The organism is Brevundimonas sp. SH203, assembly GCF_002157625.1.
Taxonomy (GTDB): domain Bacteria; phylum Pseudomonadota; class Alphaproteobacteria; order Caulobacterales; family Caulobacteraceae; genus Brevundimonas.
This window is the reverse complement of sequence record NZ_BDMM01000003.1, coordinates 202,485-226,145: the sequence shown is the minus strand read 5'-3', so window position 1 is coordinate 226,145 and position 23,661 is coordinate 202,485. Positions and strand designations below refer to the sequence as shown.

General features: G+C 67.4%; 29 protein-coding genes. 13 read left to right on the top strand and 16 right to left on the bottom strand.

Annotation, left to right across the window (positions count from 1 at the left end; genetic code table 11):
• Positions 1 to 128 precede the first annotated feature (128 nt).
• Genes SH203_RS08055 through SH203_RS08045 form a run of 3 tightly spaced genes read left to right on the top strand, consistent with a single transcriptional unit; the run spans position 129 to position 3,094 of the window.
• Complete coding sequence (locus SH203_RS08055) at positions 129 to 1,301, top strand: ABC transporter permease (RefSeq protein ID WP_087120360.1); 1,173 nt, start codon at positions 129 to 131, stop codon at positions 1,299 to 1,301.
• Entirely contained in the window at positions 1,298 to 2,053 is a 756-nt protein-coding gene (locus SH203_RS08050; RefSeq protein ID WP_087120359.1) for an ABC transporter ATP-binding protein, read from the top strand. The genes SH203_RS08055 and SH203_RS08050 overlap by 4 nt, the downstream gene beginning before the upstream one ends.
• A 27-nt stretch (positions 2,054 to 2,080) precedes the next feature.
• Positions 2,081 to 3,094 (top strand): HlyD family secretion protein, encoded by a 1,014-nt coding sequence (locus tag SH203_RS08045; RefSeq protein ID WP_087120358.1) that lies wholly within the window; start codon positions 2,081 to 2,083, stop codon positions 3,092 to 3,094.
• Positions 3,095 to 3,156: 62 nt separating this feature from the next.
• Here SH203_RS08045 and SH203_RS08040 read toward each other — a convergent pair whose 3' ends face one another.
• Both SH203_RS08040 and SH203_RS15630 read right to left on the bottom strand, forming a co-directional pair.
• Positions 3,157 to 3,954, bottom strand: a complete 798-nt coding sequence (locus SH203_RS08040) for a crotonase/enoyl-CoA hydratase family protein (protein ID WP_087120357.1) — start codon at positions 3,952 to 3,954, stop codon at positions 3,157 to 3,159.
• 119 nt (positions 3,955 to 4,073) lie between these two features.
• Positions 4,074 to 4,226 (bottom strand): hypothetical protein, encoded by a 153-nt coding sequence (locus SH203_RS15630; protein WP_017505113.1) that lies wholly within the window; start codon positions 4,224 to 4,226, stop codon positions 4,074 to 4,076.
• Between the two features lie 156 nt (positions 4,227 to 4,382).
• Here SH203_RS15630 and SH203_RS08035 point away from each other — a divergent pair, with 156 nt between their 5' ends.
• Together SH203_RS08035 and SH203_RS08030 are read left to right on the top strand one after the other, a co-directional pair.
• Positions 4,383 to 4,604, top strand: coding sequence for a DUF1289 domain-containing protein (locus SH203_RS08035; RefSeq protein ID WP_087120356.1), 222 nt, complete (start codon positions 4,383 to 4,385; stop codon positions 4,602 to 4,604).
• A gap of 74 nt (positions 4,605 to 4,678) precedes the next feature.
• Entirely contained in the window at positions 4,679 to 5,197 is a 519-nt protein-coding gene (locus tag SH203_RS08030) for a TIGR02281 family clan AA aspartic protease (protein WP_087120355.1), read from the top strand.
• On the opposite strand, the gene pgsA is transcribed toward SH203_RS08030, so the two are convergent.
• The 4 genes from pgsA to SH203_RS08010 are packed head-to-tail and all read right to left on the bottom strand — an operon-like array spanning position 5,194 to position 7,209.
• A complete protein-coding gene (pgsA, locus tag SH203_RS08025) occupies positions 5,194 to 5,823 on the bottom strand; it encodes a CDP-diacylglycerol--glycerol-3-phosphate 3-phosphatidyltransferase (protein ID WP_087120354.1) in 630 nt (209 codons plus the stop codon). The genes SH203_RS08030 and pgsA overlap by 4 nt on opposite strands.
• Positions 5,820 to 6,275 carry a PIN domain-containing protein gene (locus SH203_RS08020; RefSeq protein ID WP_087120353.1) on the bottom strand — a complete coding sequence of 152 codons (456 nt, stop codon included), beginning with the start codon at positions 6,273 to 6,275 and terminating at the stop codon, positions 5,820 to 5,822. Before SH203_RS08020 ends, pgsA begins: the two co-directional genes overlap by 4 nt.
• On the bottom strand, positions 6,272 to 6,559 hold the full coding sequence (locus SH203_RS08015; RefSeq protein ID WP_087120352.1) for a type II toxin-antitoxin system ParD family antitoxin: 288 nt from the start codon (positions 6,557 to 6,559) through the stop codon (positions 6,272 to 6,274). The genes SH203_RS08020 and SH203_RS08015 overlap by 4 nt, the downstream gene beginning before the upstream one ends.
• Before the next feature lie 26 nt (positions 6,560 to 6,585).
• Complete coding sequence (locus SH203_RS08010) at positions 6,586 to 7,209, bottom strand: carbonic anhydrase (RefSeq protein ID WP_087120351.1); 624 nt, start codon at positions 7,207 to 7,209, stop codon at positions 6,586 to 6,588.
• 68 nt (positions 7,210 to 7,277) lie between these two features.
• Here SH203_RS08010 and SH203_RS08005 point away from each other — a divergent pair, with 68 nt between their 5' ends.
• A complete protein-coding gene (locus SH203_RS08005; protein ID WP_087120350.1) occupies positions 7,278 to 7,514 on the top strand; it encodes an antitoxin in 237 nt (78 codons plus the stop codon).
• A 12-nt stretch (positions 7,515 to 7,526) separates the two neighbouring features.
• A complete protein-coding gene (locus SH203_RS08000; RefSeq protein WP_234989430.1) occupies positions 7,527 to 7,904 on the top strand; it encodes a PIN domain-containing protein in 378 nt (125 codons plus the stop codon).
• Between the two features lie 6 nt (positions 7,905 to 7,910).
• Here SH203_RS08000 and uvrC read toward each other — a convergent pair whose 3' ends face one another.
• From uvrC to SH203_RS07985, 3 genes are all read right to left on the bottom strand, one after another.
• Positions 7,911 to 9,779 (bottom strand): excinuclease ABC subunit UvrC, encoded by a 1,869-nt coding sequence (gene uvrC, locus SH203_RS07995; protein ID WP_087120348.1) that lies wholly within the window; start codon positions 9,777 to 9,779, stop codon positions 7,911 to 7,913.
• Between the two features lie 16 nt (positions 9,780 to 9,795).
• Entirely contained in the window at positions 9,796 to 10,242 is a 447-nt protein-coding gene (locus SH203_RS07990) for a DMT family transporter (protein ID WP_087120347.1), read from the bottom strand.
• A gap of 676 nt (positions 10,243 to 10,918) precedes the next feature.
• Complete coding sequence (locus tag SH203_RS07985) at positions 10,919 to 11,389, bottom strand: NUDIX domain-containing protein (protein ID WP_087120346.1); 471 nt, start codon at positions 11,387 to 11,389, stop codon at positions 10,919 to 10,921.
• A 141-nt stretch (positions 11,390 to 11,530) separates the two neighbouring features.
• Here SH203_RS07985 and SH203_RS07980 point away from each other — a divergent pair, with 141 nt between their 5' ends.
• A complete protein-coding gene (locus SH203_RS07980; protein WP_200808858.1) occupies positions 11,531 to 12,499 on the top strand; it encodes a site-specific DNA-methyltransferase in 969 nt (322 codons plus the stop codon).
• On the opposite strand, the gene SH203_RS07975 is transcribed toward SH203_RS07980, so the two are convergent.
• Positions 12,496 to 13,203, bottom strand: coding sequence for a hypothetical protein (locus SH203_RS07975; protein ID WP_087120345.1), 708 nt, complete (start codon positions 13,201 to 13,203; stop codon positions 12,496 to 12,498). The genes SH203_RS07980 and SH203_RS07975 overlap by 4 nt on opposite strands.
• A complete protein-coding gene (locus tag SH203_RS07970) occupies positions 13,200 to 13,430 on the bottom strand; it encodes a helix-turn-helix domain-containing protein (protein ID WP_087120344.1) in 231 nt (76 codons plus the stop codon). Before SH203_RS07970 ends, SH203_RS07975 begins: the two co-directional genes overlap by 4 nt.
• A gap of 252 nt (positions 13,431 to 13,682) precedes the next feature.
• On the opposite strand from SH203_RS07970, the gene SH203_RS07965 reads away from it, so the two are divergent.
• The 5 genes from SH203_RS07965 (at position 13,683) to SH203_RS07945 (ending at position 16,544) form a co-directional block, all read left to right on the top strand.
• Entirely contained in the window at positions 13,683 to 14,432 is a 750-nt protein-coding gene (locus SH203_RS07965; RefSeq protein WP_234989429.1) for an SDR family oxidoreductase, read from the top strand.
• A gap of 5 nt (positions 14,433 to 14,437) precedes the next feature.
• Entirely contained in the window at positions 14,438 to 14,836 is a 399-nt protein-coding gene (folB, locus tag SH203_RS07960) for a dihydroneopterin aldolase (RefSeq protein ID WP_087120342.1), read from the top strand.
• A gap of 285 nt (positions 14,837 to 15,121) precedes the next feature.
• Complete coding sequence (locus SH203_RS07955) at positions 15,122 to 15,790, top strand: hypothetical protein (RefSeq protein WP_200808857.1); 669 nt, start codon at positions 15,122 to 15,124, stop codon at positions 15,788 to 15,790.
• Between the two features lie 15 nt (positions 15,791 to 15,805).
• On the top strand, positions 15,806 to 16,189 hold the full coding sequence (locus SH203_RS07950; protein WP_087120340.1) for a hypothetical protein: 384 nt from the start codon (positions 15,806 to 15,808) through the stop codon (positions 16,187 to 16,189).
• 58 nt (positions 16,190 to 16,247) lie between these two features.
• Entirely contained in the window at positions 16,248 to 16,544 is a 297-nt protein-coding gene (locus SH203_RS07945; protein ID WP_087120339.1) for a GNAT family N-acetyltransferase, read from the top strand.
• Between the two features lie 51 nt (positions 16,545 to 16,595).
• On the opposite strand, the gene SH203_RS07940 is transcribed toward SH203_RS07945, so the two are convergent.
• The 5 genes from SH203_RS07940 to SH203_RS07920 all read right to left on the bottom strand — a co-directional run bounded on the left by SH203_RS07940 (position 16,596) and on the right by SH203_RS07920 (position 23,584).
• Complete coding sequence (locus tag SH203_RS07940; RefSeq protein WP_087120338.1) at positions 16,596 to 17,582, bottom strand: SDR family oxidoreductase; 987 nt, start codon at positions 17,580 to 17,582, stop codon at positions 16,596 to 16,598.
• Between the two features lie 76 nt (positions 17,583 to 17,658).
• Positions 17,659 to 17,979 carry a hypothetical protein gene (locus SH203_RS07935; protein ID WP_087120337.1) on the bottom strand — a complete coding sequence of 107 codons (321 nt, stop codon included), beginning with the start codon at positions 17,977 to 17,979 and terminating at the stop codon, positions 17,659 to 17,661.
• 115 nt (positions 17,980 to 18,094) lie between these two features.
• Entirely contained in the window at positions 18,095 to 20,059 is a 1,965-nt protein-coding gene (mdoH, locus tag SH203_RS07930; RefSeq protein ID WP_087120336.1) for a glucans biosynthesis glucosyltransferase MdoH, read from the bottom strand.
• Positions 20,060 to 20,212: 153 nt separating this feature from the next.
• The gene (locus SH203_RS07925) at positions 20,213 to 22,060 is read right to left on the bottom strand and encodes an acyltransferase family protein (protein ID WP_234989428.1); all 1,848 of its coding nucleotides are present in this window, start codon (positions 22,058 to 22,060) and stop codon (positions 20,213 to 20,215) included.
• Between the two features lie 201 nt (positions 22,061 to 22,261).
• The gene (locus tag SH203_RS07920) at positions 22,262 to 23,584 is read right to left on the bottom strand and encodes a VOC family protein (protein WP_087120663.1); all 1,323 of its coding nucleotides are present in this window, start codon (positions 23,582 to 23,584) and stop codon (positions 22,262 to 22,264) included.
• Between the last annotated feature and the right edge of the window lie 77 nt (positions 23,585 to 23,661).

The window sequence follows — 23,661 nt, the reverse complement described above, 5'->3', positions numbered from 1 at the left end:
TAGGCCGCCGTGGTTTTTGGCGCAACCGACCATGCCCGCCCCAATACGGCTCCGCCTTACGCCGATTTAACTTGGCGGTGCGACGGCTCGCGGTCAGATAGCACCCGTTTCGGGGGAACCGCCGGTTCATGTCGCTTGCACTTTCAACGCTGCTCTACGAATGGCGCCGCTACATGGCGGCGATCGTGGCGCTGGCCTTTTCCGGCCTTCTGGTCCTGGCGCAGGTCGGGATGTTCATGGGCATCGGCAAGGCCTTCACGGCCCAGATCGACCGCGCGCGCGCCGACATCATGATCCTGAGCCCCGGCGCCACGGCCCTGTTCAACGGCGGGCCGTCGGGCGTGCCGCGCCGCATCATGCCGGTCGTCTATCAGCACCCCGACGTGGTCGCCGTCGCCGATCTGGATGGATCGGGCGGCCGCTGGCAGAACATCGTCAAGGGCCAGAACCCCGGCGGCGAAGGCAAGTCCGACGCCGCCGCCAAGAAGATGGAGTTCGTCAACGTCACCACCATCGACGCCGTGCCCGGCGCGGTGACGGTGCCGATCGACTATTCCGACGATCTGGTCGAGGCGCTGCGCCAGCCCTATGCGGTGGCGGTGGACCAGACCGCGCTGGGCCGGCTGGGCGTCAAGCTGGGCGACCAGGCGTCCTATAACGGCAAGACCGTTCGGGTCGCGGCCGTGACCCAGGGCTATCCCAACATGATGCAGGCCACGGTGGTCATGTCGCGCGACACCCTGCGGATGCTGGGCGAGGCCAACACCGGCGAGCGCGTCGGCCCGCTGATGGTTCAGATCAAGAACCCCGCCCGCGCGCCCATCGTGGTGGCCCAGCTGAACGCCATCGCCAACGGCCAGTTCAAGGCCTGGACCCGTCAGGACCTTGCCAAGGCCAACGAGGGCGCGATGATGAAGGAAAGCTTCATCGCCATCATGCTGGGCTTCTCGCTGTTCCTGGGCGTCCTGATCGGGGTGGCCATCACCTGGCAGACGCTGCGCGGCGCCATCATGGCCAACATCAAGGAATTCGCCTCGCTGCGGGCGCTGGGCGTGTCGATGGGATCGCTGCGCCGGATCGTGCTGGAGCTGAGCTTCTGGGTCGGCATCGCCGGGGTGCTGGCGGCCTATGTCCTGACCTGGCTGGTCAGCCTGTTGGCCGCCGGGACCGGCCTGACCATGTCCTTCCCGCCGACGATGGTGCTGATGGTCTCGGCCATGCTGGTGCTGATCGCCCTGGGGTCCGGCTTCCTGTCGCTGGGCGTCCTGAAGAAGAGCCAGCCTGCGGATCTGCTGCGATGACCTCTCATACGACGACGCACGGCAAGCACGGCGATTTCGCCATCGAGGCCAAGGGGCTGGTCAAGCGGTTCAAGACCGGCCGCAGCTGGGTCGAGGTGCTGAAGGGCGTCGACTTCGACGCGCGCCACGGCGACCTGACCATGGTCATGGGGCCGTCCGGCTCGGGCAAGTCGACCCTGATCGCCAATCTGTCGGGCCTGCTGAAGCCCGAGGAGGGCCGGGTCGACATCCTGGACGTCGACGACCTGTGGGCCTACGGCTCGGGCCGGATCGACAAGTTCCGGCTGGATCACTGCGGCTTCATCTTCCAGGGCTTCAACCTGTTCCCGTCGCTGACGGCGCTGCAGCAGGTGATGACCGTCCTGAAATACCAGGGCCTGTCGCCGTCCGAGGCGAAGAAGCGCGCCACCACGGCGCTGGAGGAAGTCGGTCTGGGCCATCGCCTGAACCAGCGGCCCAGCGCCCTGTCGGGCGGCGAGAAGCAGCGCGTCGCCATCGCCCGCGCCCTGGCCAAGAACCCGCAGATCCTGTTCGCCGACGAACCGACCTCGGCCCTGGACGGCGAGAACGGCCAGGTGGTCATCCGCCTGCTGCGCCGGGCCGCCACCGAATACGGCGCGGCCGTCATCTGCGTGACCCACGATCCGCGCCTGGAGGCCTGGGCCGACCGGGTCATCCATATCGAAGACGGCAAGATCCTGGACGATCAGCGCCGCATCCCCGATCCCGACGCCCATCTGGCGTCTCACTAAGCCCCTTCTGCAACGGACCCTGCCGTCATGCCCGCCTTCCTGAAGAACAAATGGCTCTGGATCGGCCTCGTGCTGGTCGTCCTGCTGGTCGGGGGCTTCATCGCCTTCTCCAAGGCCGGCGCCGCCAAGAAGGCCCAGGTCGAGAAGGAGGCGTCCCAGAAGATCGACAGCCCCTACGCCGCCATCGCCAACGGCAAGGCCGACGTCGAGGGCGGGGTGATCAAGGTCGCCGCGCGTCGCGGCGGCATCGTCAACCAGGTCTATGTCAACGAGGGCGACCGGGTCGTCGCCGGCCAGATCCTGGCCCGTCAGGAAGACGACGAAACGCGCCTGGCCGCCCAGAGCGCCGCCGCCGCCGTCACCGAGGCGCGCGCTCAGCTGGGTATGTCGCGGGTCGAGCTGACCACGGCGCGTCGCGAATACGACCGCCTGTCGAAACTGGCCGCCACCAACAACGTCGCCGCCCAGCGCCTGGACCAGGCCCGCGACCAGATCGCCCAGGCCGAGGCGCGCATCGCCTCTCAGGACGCCGCCATCCAGACGGCCCAGTCGCGTCTCGCCGAGGCCCGCTACAATCAGGAACTGACCGTCATCCGCGCCCCGATGGACGGCCGGATCGCCCGCCGCTACGCCCAGCCCGGCGCCGGCGCCTCGACCCTGAACGTCACGGCCATGTTCGATCTGGAGCCGGACACCGCCCGGATCGTGCGCGCCGAGATCGTCGAGGCCGACATTCCCAACGTCACGGTCGGCCAGGAGGTCGAACTGACTCCCGAAGGCGACCCGACCAAGATCACCGTGGGCCACGTCCTGCGCCGCGCCGCCGTCTTCGGCGCCCGCCAGCTGCAGTCCGAAGACCCCTCGGCCCGCACCGACGAACGGGTGGTCGAGGTCGTGGTCTCGGCCGACAACGCCCCCTTCCTGATCGGTCAGCGGGTGCTGGTGAAGTTCATGAAGCCGGGTCAGAAGGCCGGCGTCGCCCGCCCGGTCCAGGCCGGCGTCACCGCCAGCCAGGCCATGCGTCCGGCGGGCCAGAAGTAACGGCGTCTCGACATCGACGACGGGGAAGGGGCGCCGCGGCGCCCCTTTTTCGTATCGGGGGATCAGCGGCCGGAGAAGTCGGCGGGGCGTTTCTCCAGCACGGCGGCGACGCCTTCCTGATGGTCGTCGGTCAGATGGGCCAGGGCCTGCATGGCCGCCGACATCTCCAGCATCTGGTCGAAGGTCGTGTCGCGGCCCTGACGCAGCAGGGTCTTGGCCATCCGCAGCGCCTGGGGCGGCTGGGCCGCGACCTGGGCGGCCGTGGCCAGGGCTTCGTCCATCAACTGATCGTGGGCGACCACCCGATTGACCAGACCCCATTCGGCGGCCGTCGCGGCGTCGATGGCGCGTGAGGTGAACAGCATCTCGGCCGCGCGCGCATAGCCGATGTTGCGCGGCAGCAGCCACGATCCGCCGTCGCCGGGAATGATGCCCAGCTTCAGGAAGGGCACGCCGAAGCTGGCGCGCTCCGACGCGATGCGGATGTCGCCCAGCCCGGCGATGTCGCACCCCAGCCCCATGGCCGGCCCGTTGACGGCGGCGATCAGCGGAACCTCCAGCCCGTACAGCGCCCGCACGATCCGGTGGACCAGGCGGCGATAGCGTTCGCGAATGGCCGCGCCCGATCCCTCGAACAGATCGCGCCGGTCGCGCATGGCCGTCAGGTCGCCCCCGGCCGAGAACGCGCGCCCGGCCCCGGTCAGCACCACGCACCGGACGGACGGATCGGCGTTGGCCCGCTCGCAGGCCGTCGCCACCTCGTCGCCGTCGCCCATGTCGGGCAGGGCGTTCAGCCGCGCCTCGCGGTCCAGCGTCCAGATCAGGATCGCGCCCCGTCTCTCTTCGGCGATCAGGCCCATGCGTCGTCTCCTCGTTCCCCTGCGTCATCGGCCGGGAACGTCGCGTCAGGCAAGCCCGCAATTGAAAAAGCCCCGGCTGGGCCAGGGCTTCTTCGGGGCTTTCGGCGGTCTGCACGCCGTCAGCGTTTCTTGATCGTATAGGGTACGAAGTTGGACGGATGGCTGACCACCCGGCCCGAGTTCGACGGCATGTGCCGACTGTTGACCAGCATCCCGCCCCACAGGGCGAAGGACATCATGGCGTGTTGGAGGTTGCGCTCCTTATCGTTCATCTTGGCGTCTCCTTTCGCAGAACGATGAAAAGAGACACGTCGTACCAATGGGATTCCACCGTCAGTCGTTTCGCGTCATCGGACAAGATAAGACAGTTTCGTGAATTTGCAAATTTATTCGTCAGGAGTCGGAGTGATTTTCGTTTCGGTGTCACAATGACCGTTTCCGCGCCCGACCGTCCCGGCCCGCCCAGGGCCATCGCCAGCCCCTGCGTCATGGTGTGCGCCGTCGACGGCGAGAGCGGCCTGTGCCTGGGGTGTTTTCGCACCCTGAAGGAGATCGCCGGCTGGCGCGCGCTGAGCGACGACGAACGGGCGGCGGTGATGGCCGATCTGCCGGGGCGTCGCGACCGGATCGATCCGGCCAAGCTGGCCTGAGCGGGATCGGGCTTAAGCTTTCGTCAGCCACGTCGTTTCACGGCATCCAAAGATCGCCCGGCTAGACAGGGGGCATGATCCGCATCGACCTCCAGTCCGTCATCGTGTTCGGCGTCGCCCTGACGGCGTCCTTCGCCACGGCCCTGACGATCCGGCATCTGGAGGGGGACGGCGCGGCCCAGGCGGCGACGGCGCCTGTGGCCATCGTGGCCCCGGCCGCCGTCGGAACCGCCGCCCAGGTGGTCAAGGGCGCGGACGGTCACTACTGGGCCCAGGCCCGGATCGACGGACGGGCGGTGCGGTTGCTGGTGGACACCGGCGCCAGCGTGGTCGCCCTGACGCGGGCGGACGCCGCGCGGTTGGGCGTCGATCCCGAGCCTGCGGCCTTCACCGGCCAGGTTCAGACCGCCTCGGGCCTGGCGCGCGCCGCGCCGGTCCGGTTGAAGACCGTTTCGGTCGCCGGGGCGCGGGTCGATCAGGTCGAGGCCCTGGTGGTCGAGCAGGGGCTGGAATACTCCCTGCTGGGCATGAGCTATCTGGGCCGGCTGTCGGCGTTCGAGGCGACGCCGACCAGTTTGACGCTGAGGCCCTAGAGATCCTTCATCTGGCGGCGGGCTTCGTGGAAATACTGCCAGCCGGTCCACAGGGTGATGATGGCGGCCAGCCAGATCAGCACGTCCGAGAAGAACTGGAAGTTCTCCAGCCAGTCCAGCGACAGGCCGAAACCGTCCCAGTTGCGCGCGAACAGCTGGCAGCCCAGGGCGACCAGTTGCAGGGTGGTCTTCCACTTGGCGGCCAGGGTGACCGGCAGTTCGATCCGCCCCGCCATGGTCTCGCGCAGGGCCGAGACGGCGAATTCGCGGAACAGGATCAGGCCGCAGGGAATGATGATCTGCGGCACCGAGCCCGAGGTCAGCACGCCCAGGATGGCGCCCGTGACCAGCACCTTGTCGGCGATGGGGTCCAGGATGGCGCCCCAGCGGGTCGTGGCGTTCCAGCGCCGCGCCAGGAAGCCGTCGATCCAGTCGGTCGAGGCGGCGATGACGAAGATCCAGAAGGCGACGCGATAGAGGGCGAACTGATCGTCCGGGCTCATCCACTGATCGGCCAGGGGGAAGCCGCTGGTCGCCCCCGCCAGGATCAGGAACATCACCACCCCGGCCGCCAGGCGCGCGCCGGTCAGGATGTTGGGAATGGGGTTGGCGCGATGGGCGGTCATGGCAGGGTCTCCAGCAAGGACGCCAGCAGGGGATGCAGCGTCTCTGCGAACGGATTGGCGACGGTCACGCCTCGATAGACGAAGCCGTCCTGCATGTCTTCGGAAAGCAGAAGCCCGCACCCGGCTTCGGCGGCGGCGGAGAGGATGATGGCGTCCCAGATCTGATGCGGATGGGCGTCGATCAGATCATAGGCGGCGATCAGCGTCGTCTCGTCGCTGGGGGCGATGTGCGCCAGACGTCGCCAGCCGTGCGCGGCTTCGGCCGCCAGAGCGCTCGGCATCCTGGCCTTTTCGGTCAGGACGCGGTGAAGCTCGCCCAGGGTTTGAACGGCGATGACGATCTCGTGCTCAAGGTGAAGGCGATCGACGATCCGGCGGGCGTCGTCGCGACGTTCGGGGCCGTTCACGCCCTCGGCATAGACGAGAAGGTTCGTGTCGAGGGCGATCCTCAATCGTAAAGCTCGTCTCGGGTCCAGGGGCCGATGTCGATGGTCGGCATGGCCGCCCATCGATCAAGCATGGCGTGCAGAGCCGCCTTGCGACGTTCGCGCTCGATTTCGCGGCGGCGGTCTTCTTCCAGGCGCGCAGCCTCGGCGCTGCGCCTGGCGATTTCCTGATCCTGAAGCAGGCGCAGACCCTCGCGCACAACTTCGCTGACGTTGTTGTAGCGGCCGGAACTCACCCGATCCCGGGCGAACTTCTCAAGCTCGGCGGTAAGATGGACGTTGGTTCCCATAGGTTCACCATATCAATCTTTGATATTCAGGCCAACGGTTCGAACCGGGTCTTGTCGGTCATGGCGGTCAGGGCGCCCTCGGCGATGCCGAAGTGGAGGCCGCTGAGCTGAAGCTCGCCGCTGGCCTCGCGCTCGGCGATCCAGGGGAAGGTGCGCAGGTTTCGGATCGACAGGCGCACGATGGCCTCCTCGGCGGCGCGCTCCAGCTGATCGGGGGCGACGGTTTCGGCGACGTGCTGGACGACCGGCGTGCCTTGCGCGATCCAGGGGCCGACGAAATCGGCTACGATGTCGGGCGCGCCGTTGATCATGGCGCTGACGCCGCCGCAGTGGGCGTGGCCCATGACCACGATCCGCTTGACCCCCAGCACCTTGACCCCGAACTCCAGCGCCGCCGACACGCCGTGCAGCTTGCCGTCCGGTTCATAGGGCGGGACCAGATTGGCGACGTTGCGGACCACGAACAGCTCGCCCGGCTTGGCGTCGAAGATCAGGGCCGGATCGGCGCGGCTGTCCGAACAGGCCACGATCAGGGTGTGCGGCTTCTGGCCCTTGGTGGCCAGGCTTTCATACTCGGCGCGGGCGGCCGGCCAGTGGTCGGCGCGAAACCGACGATAGCCGGCGGTCAGTTCGTCTTCGGTGTCGCTCATGCTGCGCCTGTAGCGTTTTGGGGGGCGGCGATAAATGGTGTATACGTGTCTATACGAAGGAGACCGTCATGCCCGTCACCAGTCGAACCTTTCGCAGCGGCAACAGCGACGCCGTGCGGCTGCCCAAGGAAATCTCGTTCGGTCCGGGCGTCGAGGTCGAGATCGAGCGCAAGGGTGACGTCGTGACCATCTCGCCCAAGCGCAAGTCGGTGAAGGAGATGCTGGCCAAGCTGCGCAGCCTGCCCAAGCCCGACACCATCGGCGTCCGGCACGAGGTCGAAATCCCCGAGCGGCCGGGCCTCTAGGGCGTGGCCTATATGCTGGATACGAACGTCGCCATTCATCTGAGGGATGGCGATGCGGTGATCGATGCGCGCGTGGACGCCTTGAGCCCGCCGTTGCTGCTTTCGATCGTGAGCAGGGTGGAACTGGAGGCGGATCTCGGTCGGCTGGACGCCAGTGCAGGAGATCGTCGAGCAAGGCTAAACGCCTTGCTCGACGCCGTGCCGGTGCTGCCTTTCGGCTCGGCCGAGGCGCAGACGTATCGGGCCATCATCGAGACCTGCGGTTTTTCGCGTCGCAAGGTGCTGGATCGCATGATTGCGGCGCAGGCGATCACGGCGGGCGCCACGCTCGTCACCCGCAATGGCGACGACTTTCGTGACATTCCTGGTCTGAAGCTGCTGGAATGGTGACACGGTTCACGCCTTCCTGAAGAAGGCGTGGATGCGTTCGGCCAGGGGTTGGCTGACGCCTTCGACCTTGACCAGATCGACGACGGAGGCGCGGCTGACGCCCTTGGCGGAGCCGAAGGCGTGGAGCAGGGCCTTCTTGCGGCCGGGGCCGACGCCTTCGATCTCGTCCAGCGGGTTCTTCTTGATGTCCATCGAGCGGCGTTTGGCGTGGGCGCCGTTGGCGAAGCGGTGGGCCTCGTCGCGCAGCCGCTGCAGATAGTAGAGGGCCGGCGACTTCAGCGGCAGCATGAAGGGCGCCTTGCCCGGCATGAAGAACTTTTCCATCCCCGCATCGCGATCCGGCCCCTTGGCCACCCCGACCACGGCGATGTCGTCCAGCCCGCCCAGATCGGCCATGACCGCCAGCACCTCGGCCAGCTGGCCCGCGCCGCCGTCGATCAGCAGCAGGTCGGGGCGTACCACGTCTTCACCCTCTTCCTCGTCCTTGACCAGGCGGGCGAAGCGGCGGCGCATCACCTCGCGCATCATGCCGTAGTCGTCGCCGGGGGTCAGGTCCTCGCCCCGGATGTTGAACTTGCGGTACTGGGACTTCTGGAAGCCCTCCGGCCCCGCCACGACCATGCCGCCGACCGCATTGGTCCCCTGGATATGGGCGTTGTCGTAGATCTCGATCCGCTCGGGCCGGGCCTCCAGGCCGAAGGCTTCGCACACCTCGTCGAGGATTTTGCCCTGGGCCGAGCTTTCGGCCAGGCGGCGGCCCAGGGCCTCGCGCGCATTGGTCAGGGCGTGGTCGACCAGGGCCAGCTTCTCGCCGCGCTGGGGTCGGACGATCTCGACCTTGCGGTCCGCCTTCATCGAGAAGGCCTCCTCCAGCAGCTCCAGCTCATGCGGGCGGACGTTGGATAGGATCAGGCGCGGGATGGGCTTGTCCTCGTAGAACTGGCCCAGGAAGGCGGCCAGAATCTCCGGGTCGGTGTCGGACTTGTCCACGCGCGGGAAATAGGCCCGCCCGCCCCAGTTCTGGCCCGCGCGATAGAAGAAGACCTGGACGCAGGCCTGGCCGCCGTCGGAATGCAGGGCGAAGACGTCGCCCTCCGCCACGCTGTCGGCGCTGACGGAGTTCTCCATCGAAATGGCCGAAAGCGCCCGGATGCGGTCGCGCACGCGGGCGGCCTGTTCGAAGTCCATGGCGTCCGAGGCGGCCTGCATCTCGCCCGACAGACGGCCGATGACGGCGCGCGACTTGCCGCGCAGGAAGGCCTCGGCCTCGTCGACCAGTTCGCCGTAGTCCTCCAGCGAGATCAGGCCGGTGCAGGGGGCCGAGCAGCGCTTGATCTGATGCAGCATGCAGGGGCGGGTGCGGGTCTCATAGACGCTGTCGGAACAGGACCGCAGCAGGAAGGCCTTCTGCAGGGTGTTCAGCGTCCGGTTGACCGCCCAGGTCGAGGCGAAGGGGCCGAAATACTGGCCGGGCGTGGTGTGGGCGCCGCGATGCTTTCGGATCTGGGGCGCGCGGTGGTCGCTGCGGATCATCAGTTCGGCGAAGGACTTGTCGTCGCGCAGCACGACGTTGAAGCGCGGCTTCAGCTTCTTGATGAAGTTGGATTCCAGCAGCAGGGCCTCGGTTTCCGACGCCGTGACCACCAGCTCCATCGACCGGGTCTGGGCCACCATCAGGCCGATGCGCTGGGTGTGGAAGCGGCCCTGCGCATACTGGATTATGCGCTTCTTCAGGCTGCGGGCCTTGCCGACATAGAGGCACGATCCGTCCTCGCCATACATGCGATAGACGCCGGGCTTGTCGGGCGCGCGGCGCGCCTCGTCGGCGATCAGCGCGGCGGCGGTCAGTTTCGAATCGGGCGGCGCCTCGGTCATCGGGCGGGATATAGGGTCAGGAGCGCCGGACCAGAAGGACGCCGGCCAGAACCAGACCCACGCCGGCGATGCGGCCGAGGTTCAGCGGCTGGCGCGGCACGCCCAGGGCGCCGAAATGATCCAGCGCCAGGCTGAGCAGCAGCTGGCCGCCGACCATCAGGGTGATGGTCATGGCCACCCCCAGGCGCGGCACGCCCCAGGCGGCGGCGACCACGAAACAGGCGCCATAGGCCCCGCCCATCCAGGCGTACCAGGGCAGGGCGCGCACGGCCGTCATGTCGGGGCGGGTGTGCAGGACGGCGGCCAGCACCCCCAGCACCGTCGTCCCCACCGCGAAGGAGATGAAGGCGGCGTTGACCGGAGAGGCCACGGCGGTCGCCAGCCGGGCGTTGGTCGGGGCCTGAAGCGCGGTGGCGCCCCCGGCCAGGACGACGACGAAGAGGGCGATCAGCGACGGGTTCATGGTCCCTGGCTAGCACGGCCGTCGCCGGTTGCGGAGACCGGCTTTCGGCGATCCGCGCGACGCAGGCGGCGGCGCTCGGCCCGGTTCGGGGGCGGCGACGGGGCTGGCGACGGGGCCGGGTCGGGGGGGGCGGCGATAAAACAGGGTGCAATCTGTGCAGTTCGTCCGGGTCGGACCCGGCGTCGCCGGTCAGGGGGCGAGGGGTGGGCGCGGCGTCGGGATCGGACGGGCGGGGCGAAAAATCGGGGTGCAATCCGTGCAGATCGTCGTTCGCGGCGGGCGGGGCGTCGGCGGCCATGGACGACAGGGTCTCGAAGATCTTCAGCCAGCGCTGGGCCTCGGTCGCCTCGCCGTCCTCCAGCGCCAACTGCAGTCGACGGCGCGCCGAGACGGCCATGTCGGACAGGGCGATGTCCTCGACCGCCTCAAGCTCGACGGCGGGATCATACAGGTCGGGGTCGTCCTGATCCTCGCGCCGCCACTTCGCCTTGCGGGCGCGGATGCGAAAGGCCGACACGCCCAGGTCGTAGCGGCGGCAGACGACGCGCGCCGGCTCGCCCGCCAGATAGTCCTTGCGCGCCATGTCCCAGATTTCGGGCGAACGGACGCGATAGACGGGGGCGGCTTGGGTCATGGACGCAGCCTGCCACGCGCCTGCGTCAGATACGGACGTGTCTCACCAGTTGGGATCGACTGGGGCGCCGTCGAAGAGTTCGGCCAGACGCGCGCGACAGCCCCGGTTCACATCGTCCGGCAGGGCGGCGGGAGGAAACCAGCCGATCTCGGCGATCTCGCCGTCGCCCGCGCGCGGCCCCGCCTCGAAGGCCTCGATGCGGAAGACCACCACATGGTCGCCGGGAAAGACACGGTCGTTGGCATGGATGGAGACCAGACGCGGCGCCCCGCGCGCGATCAGGCCCGTCTCCTCGCGCAGTTCGCGCACCACGGCGGCCTGCGTCGTCTCGCCCCGATCCACCCCGCCGCCCGGCAGCCACCAGCCCTTCAGATAGGTGTGCCGCACCATCAACACCCGCCCCTGCGCATCCACCGCCACCGCCCGCACGCCCAGCGTCTTGCCGCGCGTCAGGCGCGACCAGGCGAAGAAGAGGGGGCGGGTGAAGGGTTCGACGTGGGTGCGCCAGGTCATGGGTGTGTGCTGGGGAAGGGCGAAGATCGGTTCACGATCTTTGACGAGGTAAGGAGCGAGCCGTCAGATATGATTAGAAAGCGGCTTGGGGCATTAGAAACTGTTGCTCCGTGTTCATCCTCACCCCATGCAGCTGTGCAATTGCGTTCTCTCTTTTTAGCTGTCACAATGATGTCTATGATACCCATTTTAGAAACGCCGTTGGGTCAGCTTCATCAAGCGGACTGCCTAGATTTCCTGCTCTCAGTCGAAGACGACAGTGTTGACTTGGCTTTCGCCGATCCCCCTTTCAATCTCGGGAAAAAGTACACGTCAGGTATCGATGATAACATGGCCGACCACGACTATATCGCGTGGTCGGAGAGTTGGATCGATGAAATGATCCGGACGCTTAAGCCTGGGGGGGCGTTGTTCTTTTGGAACCTACCAAAGTGGTCACTGCCACTCGGGGCGTATATTGGCCAATCGTTGACTTTCCGGCACTGGATCTCGGTCGATATAAAGTTTTCTCTTCCCATTCAGGGCAGGCTTTATCCGTCTCATTACGCGCTCTTGTATTTTGTGAAGGGCAAAAAGCCGGCGATATTCCATCCTGACCGCCTCCCCGTTCCTTGCTGCCGCCACTGTGGTGGCGAGCAACGGGACTATGGCGGTTATAAAGCTAAGATGAACCCTAGGGGGGTAAGTCTCACGGATGTTTGGACAGACATTCCCCCGGTTCGACACGCAAAGTACAAGCGTCGTGACGCTAATGCGTTATCCCTGAAACTCATGGACCGCATCATCTGTATGGCGAGCGACCCTGGGTCGCTAGTTCTTGATCCATTCGGCGGTTCGGGCACTACCTTCGTAGCGGCCGAACTCAATAAGCGCCAGTGGATTGGCAGCGAACTCGATTGTTCTGCTATAGTAGATAGATTCAGTTCCCTTGAGGGGGACCGGGAGCACCTGAAAGAAATCCATCAGAATAAGAATGTCTTGTTCACTCGGGCCGATCTAACGCAGCGGCGTAAAGCGGGTCGTCCTCTACATCCGGATTACAGGGTTGCGCAGGATGAACGTGAGTGCGCGTGTGAACGCGTCGATGGGCGACGAGAATTGATCCTTTAGACTTTCGCGCGGCCCTCTGCTGCACGTCCATCGTTGCCAAGTCTCAAGAACGGCAAAGAGGGGTCATCGGTTAGTTCGTCATGCTCGACGACTGTAATAGCAAGAAGTCCTTTTCCGACGCTCGCCTTGAGGCTTTCCCACATGGAAATATAGCCCGACAACTCGCCGATATTTCCAATCCGGTCCGTTAGGTGTTCGTAGAGCGCCCTGCTTGGAAGGATTAGGACGCCAACCTGAACGATGCCAGCGCCAAGCGCGATCGCTAGTTTATTCATGCTGCGATGGGATGACGAGATGTTTCCCGTTTCCCATTCGATAGCAATCTTGGTACCGTTTTCTCCAGTGGTCACAAGATCAAATCCACCGAAATCTGAGGTTATCGGCTCTTGGTAGCTTTCAAGACTTGGGTATAGGCGGATGGTCGGTTGCTCCCGATCACGCTTAAGATCAACGACGCCCTCGGGTTTCCAGCCTTCGACATCGCGGATGTGTTCGAGAAATCGCGTTCGGAGAAAGCCGACGCCGTTACGGGACCATTGACCGTTCGGCGCCCGTAATTTGCGCCGGAGGGTGAGGGTCTTTGAGCCAGCAGGGTTGTCGATACTTTGTATGGAGCGGAGGTAGCTTTCATGGAGCGTTTTCCAATCCATGGAAGACAGGACATCCCCTTGATCAAACAAGATCAAAGTCCGCAGCCATTTCATTGGTCAATTTCCGGAAGGCCAACGGTCAGTGTTGCGACATCGCATTGAAGTGGCGCGCACAATCGACAGAGGACTGTGAACGTCAAATTGCGATATCCTCGCTCCACTCCGCCGACGTAGGAGCGATCAATCCCGGCGCGGTCAGCCAGTTCTTCCTGCGTCCAACCGAACGTCTTACGACGCTCCCTTATGCGCTGACCAAGGATGACAAGATTGGCATTGTTCACAGTGCAATGCTTGTTCGGACGGCGACTATAAGTCCACGGACTATGGTGCTCATCGTTTTGGGCCGCACACGGTGATCGGAAGCCGCTATCAAGCGCTTCTTGGACATAAACTCCGATCCATCCCCGCTTGAACCCCGTCCCGTCCCGCTCTAAGCCAAGGGGGACAACAGGAGCATATCATGCTGGCGCTCGGCATTATCTTCGGCTTCATCGCCGTCATCGCGGCTTTCAATGTGTTCGAGTTCGGTCGGGTTGACTGACTCGCCTCGCGGCGTCGCCCTGGTCACGGGCGGGGCGCGTCGGATCGGGCGGGCCATTTGTCTGAGGCTGGCGCGGGCCGGGTTCGACGTGGCGATCCACCATCATGCGTCGGGCGACGAGGCGCGGGGTCTGGCCGAGGAGATCGCGGGCCTGGGGCGGCGGGCGTGTCTGGTGCAGGGGGATCTGGCGGACGAAGCGCGGGTGCGCGGGCTGATCCCGGCGGCGGCCAAGGCGCTGGGGCCGGTGACGGTTCTGGTCAACAACGCCTCGGTGTTCCACGACGACCGGATCGGCGGGCTGACGCGCGAAAGCTGGGACACGCATATCGAGACCAATCTGAGGGCGCCGCTGGTGCTGGCCGAGGCGTTCGCGGCCCAGACGGATCGGGGCGCCATCGTCAATCTGCTGGACCAGAAGGTGCTGAAGCCGGACCCGCGCTTCTTCTCCTACAGCCTGTCGCGCAACGGGCTGTGGTGGGCGACCCAGACCCTGGCCCAGGCGCTGGCGCCGGGCATTCGCGTCAACGGGGTGGGGCCGGGGCCGACCCTGCCGTCCATCCATCAGACGCCCGAGGAATTCGCCGCCGAGGCGCGCGCCACCCTGCTGGAGACGCCCGGCAGCCCGGAGGCGGTGGCCGAGGCGGTGCTGTGGCTGATTGACGCCCGGATGGTCACGGGCCAGATGATCGCCGTCGACGGGGGCCAGCATCTGGCCTGGCGCACCCCCGACATCCAGGAGTAGGCCGCGTGGTCCAGTCGTCGCAGGTTTCGCCGTTCCCGGCGCCCGATCCGGTGCGGGTCGAACGGCTGAGCGTCTTCGTGCGCGGGCTGGAGGTCGAGGCGGGCATCGGGGTCTATGACCACGAACACGGGCGGCTGCAGCGGCTGGTGATCGACGTGACGCTGGAGCTGGAGCCGCGCCCCATCGAACGGCTGGGCGACACCATCAACTACGAGACCGTGGCCAATGCGGCGCGCGCCATCGCCGAGGCGGGGCATGTGGGGCTGGTGGAGACCTTCGCCGAACGGCTGGCGCGGGCCTGTCTGGAGGACGGACGGGTGCGGCGGGCCACGGTGCGGATCGAAAAGCCGGGCGCCCTGGCGGCCGTCGCGGCGCCGGGCTGCGAGATCGTGCTGGGGCGCTAGGTTCAATCGACAGTCGTGAAGGCAGGTGTCTCGGCTCGTCATTCCGGGGCTGAGCGGAGCGAAGAACCCGGAACCCAGGGGGGCGGTCACGTTGTTGAACGCATCCAACGCCTGATGCCCGCCTCCTGGGTTCCGGGTTCGTCCTTCGGACGCCCCGGAATGACTGTCTTGGGCTGAATGTCGATTGACCCTAGAGGGCGAAGGCCGGTTGCTTCGCGCCGCATCGACCGCCATTGTCGCCCCGATGAGTCCAGCCGGGCGTCCGGCGTGAGAGAAGCGTTGTTCATGGCCGAGCCCGGCGATCCCAAGACCCCTGCCGAAGCGCAGGACGAGACCGATCACGACGCGCACGTCGGCTTCGTCTCGCCCGCCTCTCTGGCCGGGCGGACGCGCGCGGCCGAGCCGGTCGCGGCGCCGGAGCCGGACGAGGAGCCGGACCTGTTCGATCCGCCGCTGCCGCCCGAATCCCTGCCTGCGGAACCCGGGCCGTTCGACCGCAGCGAGGGGGTGCAGCCCGTGGCCCGGTTCGCGCCGCATGCGCCGTCGCGCGCCGCCGCGCCCCACGCCGCCGTGCGCCAGCAGATGCGGGCCGAGGCGTCGCGGGTTCCCGACCGCGTTCCGGGACCGGCCGTGCCGATGCGGCTGTATGCGGTCTATGTGTTGATCCTGCTGGCGGTGCCGACGCTGGGCGCCTCGTGCCTGGTTGCGCTGCTGGCGGTGATGCGGCGCGACGCGGCGACCGACACGCTGGAAGGCAGCCACGCCCAGTATCAGAAGCGGACCATCGTCGGCGCCATCGCCGCCGCCGTCCTCGGCGCCGTGCTGGTGGTGGTCAATATCGGAGTGATCGTCCTGTTCGCCGTGGCGATCTGGATTCTGGCGCGCGGCGCCTATGGGGTGTTGAAACTGAAGAGCGGCCAGGCCGTTCCCAAGCCCCGCAGCTGGCTGTTCTAAGACCCAAGGATCACCATGACCGACGCCCCCGATTTCTCCGCCGGACGCGAGCCGGAGGGCAAGGTGGGCGCCCTGATCGCCTGGGCGCTGTTCATCCTGTCGATCCCCAGCGCGAACGTGCTGGTGCTGATCGGCCTGGTCGTGTCCTACGTCACGCGCGGCACGGCGACGGGCGTGGCGCGCCAGCACGTCGAGGCGCAGATCGCCCTGTTCTGGTCGGTGTTCTGGTGGACCATCGCGGCCTGGATCGGCATCGGGATCAGCGCCGTCGCCTCGGTGTTTCTGATCGGCATACCGTTCCTGCTGCTGTTCGTGCTGATCTGGTTCCTGCTCAGCGTATGGTTCACGGTCAAGAGCGTGCTGGGGCTGATCAATCTGGTGCAGAACCGGCCGATCTGAAGGGCGGGAACGCGGCGGCCCGGTCGGCGGTTGATGCCTGGACACACAGGAGCGACGCATGACCGACGGCCGGGGCGAACTGATCGACAAGGCGGACGAGAACCGCTTCGAACAGGATTTCAACAGCGAGGGCGGGGCGGGCCAGGTCTGGGCCGACTACGCCGTGCGCGGGGATGCGCGGATGATCCTGCACGTCGAGGCGGATCACGCCCTGCGCGGATCGGGCGCGGCGGGGCGGTTCATGCAGGCCCTGGCCGAACGCGCGCGCGAGACGGGGATGAAGCTGTATCCGCAGTGCAGCTACGCCGTCGCCTGGCACAAGCGACATCCAGACTACGACGACGTGCTGGCGTAGGTTCCGTGCGGGCCGTCATCCTCGCCGGCGCGGCGAGGATGACGCGGCGTCCTAGCCCCCCGAATAGCCGCCGATGATCGGCAGGATTTCGCCGGTGATGTAGCTGGACATCTGGGGCGAGGCCAAGAAGACGTAGGCGGGGGCGATCTCTTCAGGCTGGGCGGGGCGTTTCATGACCGTCTGCGACCCGAATTCCGAGACGGCTTCGGCATCCTTGTCGGCGGGATTCAGCGGGGTCCAGACGGGGCCGGGCGCGACCACGTTCACGCGAATGCCGCGCGGCGCCAGATGCGTGCCCAGCGATCGGGCATAGGCGTGGATGCCGCCCTTGGTCAGGGAATAGTCCAGCAGGTCCTTGTTGCCCTGAAGCCCCGTCACGGAGCCGGTCATGACGACGGCGCCGCCGTTCCGCATATGCGGGACCGCCGCCTTGGTCATGTTGAAATAGCCGTAGAGGTTGGTCTTCAGCGTGCGGTCGAAATGGTCGTAGGTCAGGTCCTCGAAGGCGGGGACGTGTTCCTGGAAGGCGGCGTTGGGGACCAGGACGTCGAGGCGACCGAAGGCGTCCAGCGTGGCCTTTACGGCGGCCTCGGCGAAGGCGGGATCGGAGACGTCGCCCTTCAGCACCAGGGCGCGTCGGCCCTCGGCCTCGACGGCGGCTTTGGTGATCTCGGCGTCGGCGTCCTCGTCCAGGTGGCAGATGACGACGTCGCTGCCCTCGCGCGCGAACAGGACGGCGACGGCGCGGCCGATGCCGGAATCCGCGCCGGTGATCAGGGCGGCGAACCCGTCGAGCTTGCCCGACCCTTTCCAGAACGGCGCATCATACAAGGGGGCGGGATCGAGCGCCGCCTCGTCGCCGGGCTTGGTCTGGTGCTGCCTGGGGAAGGGCGGTTCGGGATAGGGCCGGGCGCCGGCCTGGACCGCGCCGGACGGCGTGGCGTCGCCGGACGCCCGGTCCCTGGCGTCGATGTCGCGCTGGATGGCGCGTTCGTGGTCGGCGACGGCGTCGGCGCGCGCGTGGGTCTTGTCGTCCATGGATCGTCTCCTGAAGAGGGGGGCCTCAGGAGAGCGGTCGGGAGCGCCAGTCGTTCCGACGGCTCAGGTTCGGCGGTCAGCCGACGCGGTGGACGATGGTCTTGATGGTCTCGGCGCGATTGGGCAGGTCGGTCGCCAGGCGCGAGGCGATCTCGCGGGCGCCGACCGGATAGGCGTCGCCGCCGTCGGCGATGGCCTTGGCCTTGGCGGCGGCGTCCAGCAGCAGCTTCTCCAGCGCCTCGATCTCTTCCAGCGCCAGGGCGTGGGCTTCGAGCTGCAGGCGTTTGACGCGGTCGGCGGTGGTTTCAGGGGCTTTCATCAGATCGTATATCTCGGCCTCGGCCGCGACGAGCCGCAGGTCGGGCTTGGTGTCGGAACCGTTGGACTTGGCGGCCATGGAATCACGTCTCCCCGAAAAGGTCAGAGGTCGAAGGTGATGCGAAGTCGCCTCCGCGTCGAGCTTGACCGTAACGGTTGTGGCGACACTGTGGCCGCCACGCATCGGTGGACCCTTACAGCTCCGGCGCGCGGGCCGGGACCATGGCGGGGGCGGCGACGGGGGCCAGGACGCCGCCGGCGACCGCGCGCAGCGGCGAACGGGGCGTGTGCAGGACGGCCGGCGAAACGCTGACGCCATCCTGAACCGGCGTGACCAGGAAGCCCTTTTTGGCCAGGGCGTCGCCGGAACGGACGCGCGAGGTCCAGACGGCGATCGGGGCGGCCAGCAGCAGCGGCAGGACGATCGGGGCGAACCAGGTGGCCAGGTCGGGGCGGACGGCCAGCGGGATCAGGAAGCCGACGCCGGCGACCATCTGCCAGCGCATGGCGCGGAAGGCGTCGGACCAGGCCAGGCCGTCGGCCTCGCGCTGCTGGGTCGACCAGCCGGTGTCGTGGCCCGAGACGATCTGGAGGAAGGCCTTGGTGTTGGCGACCATCAGGATGGGGGCCAGGATGGCGGACAGGGCGATCTCGGCCGCCATGCCGCGGGCGATGGCGCGGCGGCCGCCGAAGGCGCGCAGCTCGGCCGGGCGGCTCAGCACCAGGGCCGCGCCCATGAACTTGGGCCCGATCAGCAGGATGCCCGACAGGAAGGACGCCAGCATGAAGGGCGTGAACTGCGGGTTCAGGATGTAGAAGAAGCTGGACCAGTCGACCGGATAGAACATCTGGATGAACAGGCCGACCATCAGCGACGCCAGCCACAGGGGCGAGGACATATAGGCCATGCAGCCCATCAGCAGCTGAAGGCGGCTCATCGGCGACAGGCCCTTGGCCGTGATCAGGCCCAGGTGCTGCAGATTGCCCTGGAACCAGCGGTGGTCGCGGCGGATGAAGTCGGTGATCGAGGGCGGGGTTTCCTCCCACGATCCGTCCAGCGAGGCGGTGACGTGGACGGCCCAGCCGGCGCGGCGCATCAGGGCGGCCTCGACGACGTCGTGGCTCATGATGTGGCCGCCGAAGGGCTTGCGGCCCTTCAGGTGCGGCAGACCGCAGCAGGCGGCGAAGGCGCGGGTGCGGATGATGGCGTTGTGGCCCCAGTAGCTCGACTCCGAGCCGGTCCAGTAGGCCAGGCCGGCGGCGGCGACGCGGCCGTACAGACGCACCGAATATTGCGACACGCGCGCGAAGATGGTGCGGGCCTTGATGATGACCGGGGCGGTCTGGATCAGGCCGACGCCGGGATTGCGCTCCATCGCGTCGACCATGCGCAGCAGGGTCTCGCCGGCCATGGTGCTGTCGGCGTCCAGGACGATCATGTTCTCATAGGCGCCGCCGAAACGACGGACCCATTCGGCCAGATTGCCGGCCTTGCGCTCGGCGTTGTCGGTGCGGCGACGGTAGAAGGCCTTGGAATGGGCGGTCAGGCGGAACGACTGGAACACCGAACGCTCGTCGGCGGCGGCGTCTTCCTTGGTCGAATCGCTGAGGACGAAGATGTCGAAGGCCGAGGCGGCGCCCAGGCGGGCCAGCGACTGGTCGATCATGGCCAGACGGGCGAAGGAGGCGCGGGCGTCCTCGTTGTACAGCGGCATCAACAGGGCCGTGCGGGTGCGCGGCATGGCCGGATGGGGCGAGAAGGCCAGATCCTGCTGATCCTTGCCGCGCAGCATGACGAACAGGCCCATCAGGCCGCTGACGAACCAGCAGGAGATGGCGGTGATCAGCACCATGAACAGGCTGAAGGCCAGGATCTCGGTCCCGTCCCAACCCTTGCGGGCGTACAGGTAGAAGGGGGCGATGGCGGACAGGCCCGTCATGACGATTGTGCCGGCCAGCAGGGCCAGACGGCGCAGGGCCACCGTGCGCGGCGAGGTCGCGGGCGTCAGTTCGGCGACGGCGTCGGGCGCCGCCAGCGACTGCACCGGCATGGCCAGTCGCGCCTCGTCGGGCAGCCACGACCAGGACGGCGTGTTCGCGCCGGGAATCGTGGTCTGGATTTCAGCCTGTTCGACAGGCCGGATCGCCAGCTTGTTCATGCCGCTCTGGACGCCCCCGAGTGAACCGAACGCCGTCCCGAGGGCTGGGAACGACGCGGAGTGCTGCACTGCAACACGCCCTGCATAATCGATCACATTCGCGCGATTTTCAATCACGCAATGTTGATGAAACCGAAAATTGTGGGGGTTTCGTCAAGCCGGGACGTCGAAGGGGGCGACGGTCGGGCGATGCGGCGGCGACTCTGTGGCGACCGACAGCAGTTTACGGTCCAGAACCCAGGCCGCAACCCCGACCCAGCACACCAGGACGAGGGCGTAGAGCCGCTCCCACCAGCCGACGTTGGCGTCGTTGACCGTGCCGGGCAGGACCAGATGTTTGGTCAGGACGGTCAGGACGGCCATGACCACGAAGGTCGCAATCAGGAAGACCTTGAGACGCGGCATGTCGCGCCGTTTCGCCAGCCCCCACAGCAGCAGCAGCGGGGCCAGCTGGATGCCCAGGGCCAGGTTGATGACCATGTGGCGCGGATCGGGCCAGGGCCACAGGGTCGAGGCCGACATGCCCCCGCCCGCCAAAACGAAGACGACGGCGACGACCCAGCCCGCCACCCGCGCGCCGGTCAGGGCGTAGATGGCCAGTCCGAATCCGACGCCCGCCAGCCCGGCCATGATCCCGGCGACGAAGACCCCGCCGTTGAAGATGATCGGCGCCTGGGCCTTGGCCCCGCCCAGCTCGCTCAGATACTGGGTGGCGTTGTTGAAGCCGGGGTAGGCGAGGATGGCGACGGCCACCACCGTCAGGGCCAGAAGGGGCGCCGCGACCCCCACGCCCAGCAGGCGACGGCGACGGTGATAGCGCAGCTTGGGCTTCAGCAGGGCCTTGAGGTCCAGCGGCCAGGGGCGGTCGTCCAGCGGCTTCAGCCCCCACAGCGGCCGGATGGCGGGGATGCGGCGCACGACCTCGTAGATCGCCAGACTGCCCAGGAAGGTGACGGCGACCAGGGCCAGCGCCTCCAGCCCCGCCGGCAGGGCGGCGGGCCGGATGATCCAGACGGCGGCGACCAGAACGGTCTGGTGCGCCAGATAGAGGGGGAAGGTCGCCTGGGTCAGATAGGTCAGCACCGGCCCGCTGTGGTCGCGCAGATGCTTCGAGCCGAAGCCCAAGATGGCGACGATGGTGGCCCACTGGTCGATCGCATAGACCAGGGCGCGCGGCACGTCCCAGAAGGCGCGCGCGCCGGGATGCCAGACCTGGATCATCATGATCGGCAGGGCCGTGACCGCCAGTCCGGCGGCGATCCAGCGATAGCGTTCGATGGTCCGCCACAGATCCTCGCGCCCGACGATGGCGAAGCCGAACACGAAGGCCGCCAGCGACAGGGCGTGGTTGTACCAGTCCCAGTGCAGGACGTTGGTGATCCCGAAGGTGGGAAACAGGCTGTAGCGGATGGCGAAGAGATAGAGGATGGGCAGGACCAGCAGCCACGGTCCCCTCAGCGCGCGCTCCAGCCCGCGCCCCAGCCCCTCGATCAGGCCGGCCCGACGCCACAGCAGGATCGCCACGATGCTGTAGGCGGCGATATAGACGATGAACCACAGGTGATTGACCGGCACCCCGTCGGCCAGGCCGCTGGGCCCGAACTCGCGCCCCATCCAGGCGACGTATCCGGCGACGCCGCCGGGCCAGCCGCCCTTGTCCATCGCCTCGATCCAGGCCTGGATCGGCACCAGCACCACCGCCCCGAACAGCAGGGGCGGGACCAGCCGCTCGAACCGGGCGCGGGCCACCTGGCGCGGGGTGCGACGCAGGGTCATGAACCGCAAGGCCGCGCCCGACACCAGAAACAGCAGCGTCAGCCGCCAGGGATTGGTGATCAGGATGGCCTCGCGCATCCACTCGAAGGTGTGGGCGCTGTGGACGTGCCAGTCATAGACGCCATAGACCAGGCCGACGTGATACAGGATCAGCAGGCCGAAGGCGCCGACCCGTATCCAGTCGAGATCGTAACGGCGCTGGGTCGTGGAAGCGGGCGGGTTCACGGCCGCGTCTATGCGACCAGCTGCGCGGTCAGGCAAGACGACGGATGGTCTCGGGCAGACTCCTCATCCGCTCATCCCGGCGAAAGCCGGGACCCAGTCCGTCCATGGGGCAGCGGCATGGGATCGGCGCCGAGTCCTTGGTCTCGCATCGAAACGCCCAAAGTGCTGGGTCCCGGCTTTCGCCGGGATGAGCGGAAAAACTTAGGCCGTCGTCGCCAGCCCCAACGCCTTCAGAGTGGCGGCTATGCTGGCGTCCTGTTCGGCCCGATACAGGGCCATCTCGTCCTGGACGGGGCGGCCCAGGGCGGTTTCGAAGTCGGCGCGGGCGGGGTCGACGGCGTAGGCGGTCTGGCGGGCCTCGGCGCCCAGGTTGGACTGGAAGATGCCGGCCGCGCTGACCGGCAGGAAGTCCTCGTAGGTGATCGGCTCGGCGACGACGCGGCCCAGGGCGATCAGGGCGTCCAGATCGGCGGTCTCGGCCCGGCTGGCCAGACCCTCGGGCGTCGGGCGATAGCGGAACCAGGCCAGTTCGCCCCGGCGCAGCGCGTCCCAGTCGTCGGGCAGGGCGGAGAAGTCCCGGGTCGCCAGCGCCTGGTCGTACAGGGCGCGGCCGGCGGGCGTCAGAGCGCAGCCGCGCTGCTCGATCTCGCCGAAGCGGGCGGTGTGGGCGCCAGCCGTGGGGCCGTCGGCGCCGGGGAAGGTGATCGCCTCCTGCAACGCCTTGAAACTGGTCTGGCGCAGCAGAATGGGGCAGGCGCGGGCGGGCGGCCCCTCGATGGTTTCCTTGGGCGCGATGCCGCGCGCGGGCATGGCGACCTGGGCCGCGTCGATGTCCAGGGTGCGCGGCGTCAGATGGTTGATGTGCGGCCCCTTGAAGCTGACCACGTCGGCGATCAGCCGGTGGGCCGCCACCAGCCGTTCATAGGTCGCCGCGCTGACCGTCGCCTCGGCGTGCCAGCGGAAGGTCTCCAGCAGTTCGGCGACGAAGCGGTCGGCCTGGTCCGCGTCCAGACCGCCCTCGCGCTCGGCCGTCTCGATCAGGGCGCGCGCGTCGGGGGTGAAGATGTCGCGCCGGGCCAGGGTCTGGGCCGCCTCGGCCCGCAGGGCCTCGTCCTCGATCAGCTCCAGCCGCAGCAGAGAGCAGAAGACCCGGAACGGATTGCGCGCCAGGGCCGCCGGATCGACCGGCCGGAAGGCGGTGGAATGCACCGGCACCCCCGCCGGGGCCAGATTGTAATAGCTGACCGGCGCCATTCCCATGACCGCGAAGGCGCGGGCGATGGTGGCCAGTTCGTCCGCCGTGCCGACGCGGATGGCGCCGTGGCGCTCCTCCGACAGACGCGCCAGCTCGCCCGACGCCGCCAGCCGGTCGGCGCCCGCCGCATCGGCCTTCAGCACGCTCGCATTGATGTCCGCCACCAGCGTCAGCAGATCGCCGTACTGCGGCACCTCGGCCCGGTACATGGCGGACAGGGCGGCCGAGAACCGGCTGCGAATGTCGTCGGGATGGACGAAGGCGGACATGATGGCTCCCATTTTTCGCCGATCCATAGGCCGGTCGGCCGCCGGACGAAACCCGGCGGCCGTCGGATGGGCGGCTA

Coding starts and splice junctions, on each gene's coding strand:
- SH203_RS08055 (WP_087120360.1), top strand. CDS start 129: ATGTCGCTTGCACTTTCAACGCTGCTCTACGAATGGCGCCGCTACATG.
- SH203_RS08050 (WP_087120359.1), top strand. CDS start 1,298: ATGACCTCTCATACGACGACGCACGGCAAGCACGGCGATTTCGCCATC.
- SH203_RS08045 (WP_087120358.1), top strand. CDS start 2,081: ATGCCCGCCTTCCTGAAGAACAAATGGCTCTGGATCGGCCTCGTGCTG.
- SH203_RS08040 (WP_087120357.1), bottom strand. CDS start 3,954: ATGGGCCTGATCGCCGAAGAGAGACGGGGCGCGATCCTGATCTGGACG.
- SH203_RS15630 (WP_017505113.1), bottom strand. CDS start 4,226: ATGAACGATAAGGAGCGCAACCTCCAACACGCCATGATGTCCTTCGCC.
- SH203_RS08035 (WP_087120356.1), top strand. CDS start 4,383: ATGACCGTTTCCGCGCCCGACCGTCCCGGCCCGCCCAGGGCCATCGCC.
- SH203_RS08030 (WP_087120355.1), top strand. CDS start 4,679: ATGATCCGCATCGACCTCCAGTCCGTCATCGTGTTCGGCGTCGCCCTG.
- pgsA (WP_087120354.1), bottom strand. CDS start 5,823: ATGACCGCCCATCGCGCCAACCCCATTCCCAACATCCTGACCGGCGCG.
- SH203_RS08015 (WP_087120352.1), bottom strand. CDS start 6,559: ATGGGAACCAACGTCCATCTTACCGCCGAGCTTGAGAAGTTCGCCCGG.
- SH203_RS08010 (WP_087120351.1), bottom strand. CDS start 7,209: ATGAGCGACACCGAAGACGAACTGACCGCCGGCTATCGTCGGTTTCGC.
- SH203_RS08005 (WP_087120350.1), top strand. CDS start 7,278: ATGCCCGTCACCAGTCGAACCTTTCGCAGCGGCAACAGCGACGCCGTG.
- SH203_RS08000 (WP_234989430.1), top strand. CDS start 7,527: ATGCTGGATACGAACGTCGCCATTCATCTGAGGGATGGCGATGCGGTG.
- uvrC (WP_087120348.1), bottom strand. CDS start 9,779: ATGACCGAGGCGCCGCCCGATTCGAAACTGACCGCCGCCGCGCTGATC.
- SH203_RS07990 (WP_087120347.1), bottom strand. CDS start 10,242: ATGAACCCGTCGCTGATCGCCCTCTTCGTCGTCGTCCTGGCCGGGGGC.
- SH203_RS07985 (WP_087120346.1), bottom strand. CDS start 11,389: ATGACCTGGCGCACCCACGTCGAACCCTTCACCCGCCCCCTCTTCTTC.
- SH203_RS07975 (WP_087120345.1), bottom strand. CDS start 13,203: ATGAAATGGCTGCGGACTTTGATCTTGTTTGATCAAGGGGATGTCCTG.
- SH203_RS07955 (WP_200808857.1), top strand. CDS start 15,122: ATGGCCGAGCCCGGCGATCCCAAGACCCCTGCCGAAGCGCAGGACGAG.
- SH203_RS07950 (WP_087120340.1), top strand. CDS start 15,806: ATGACCGACGCCCCCGATTTCTCCGCCGGACGCGAGCCGGAGGGCAAG.
- SH203_RS07945 (WP_087120339.1), top strand. CDS start 16,248: ATGACCGACGGCCGGGGCGAACTGATCGACAAGGCGGACGAGAACCGC.
- SH203_RS07940 (WP_087120338.1), bottom strand. CDS start 17,582: ATGGACGACAAGACCCACGCGCGCGCCGACGCCGTCGCCGACCACGAA.
- SH203_RS07935 (WP_087120337.1), bottom strand. CDS start 17,979: ATGGCCGCCAAGTCCAACGGTTCCGACACCAAGCCCGACCTGCGGCTC.
- mdoH (WP_087120336.1), bottom strand. CDS start 20,059: ATGAACAAGCTGGCGATCCGGCCTGTCGAACAGGCTGAAATCCAGACC.
- SH203_RS07920 (WP_087120663.1), bottom strand. CDS start 23,584: ATGTCCGCCTTCGTCCATCCCGACGACATTCGCAGCCGGTTCTCGGCC.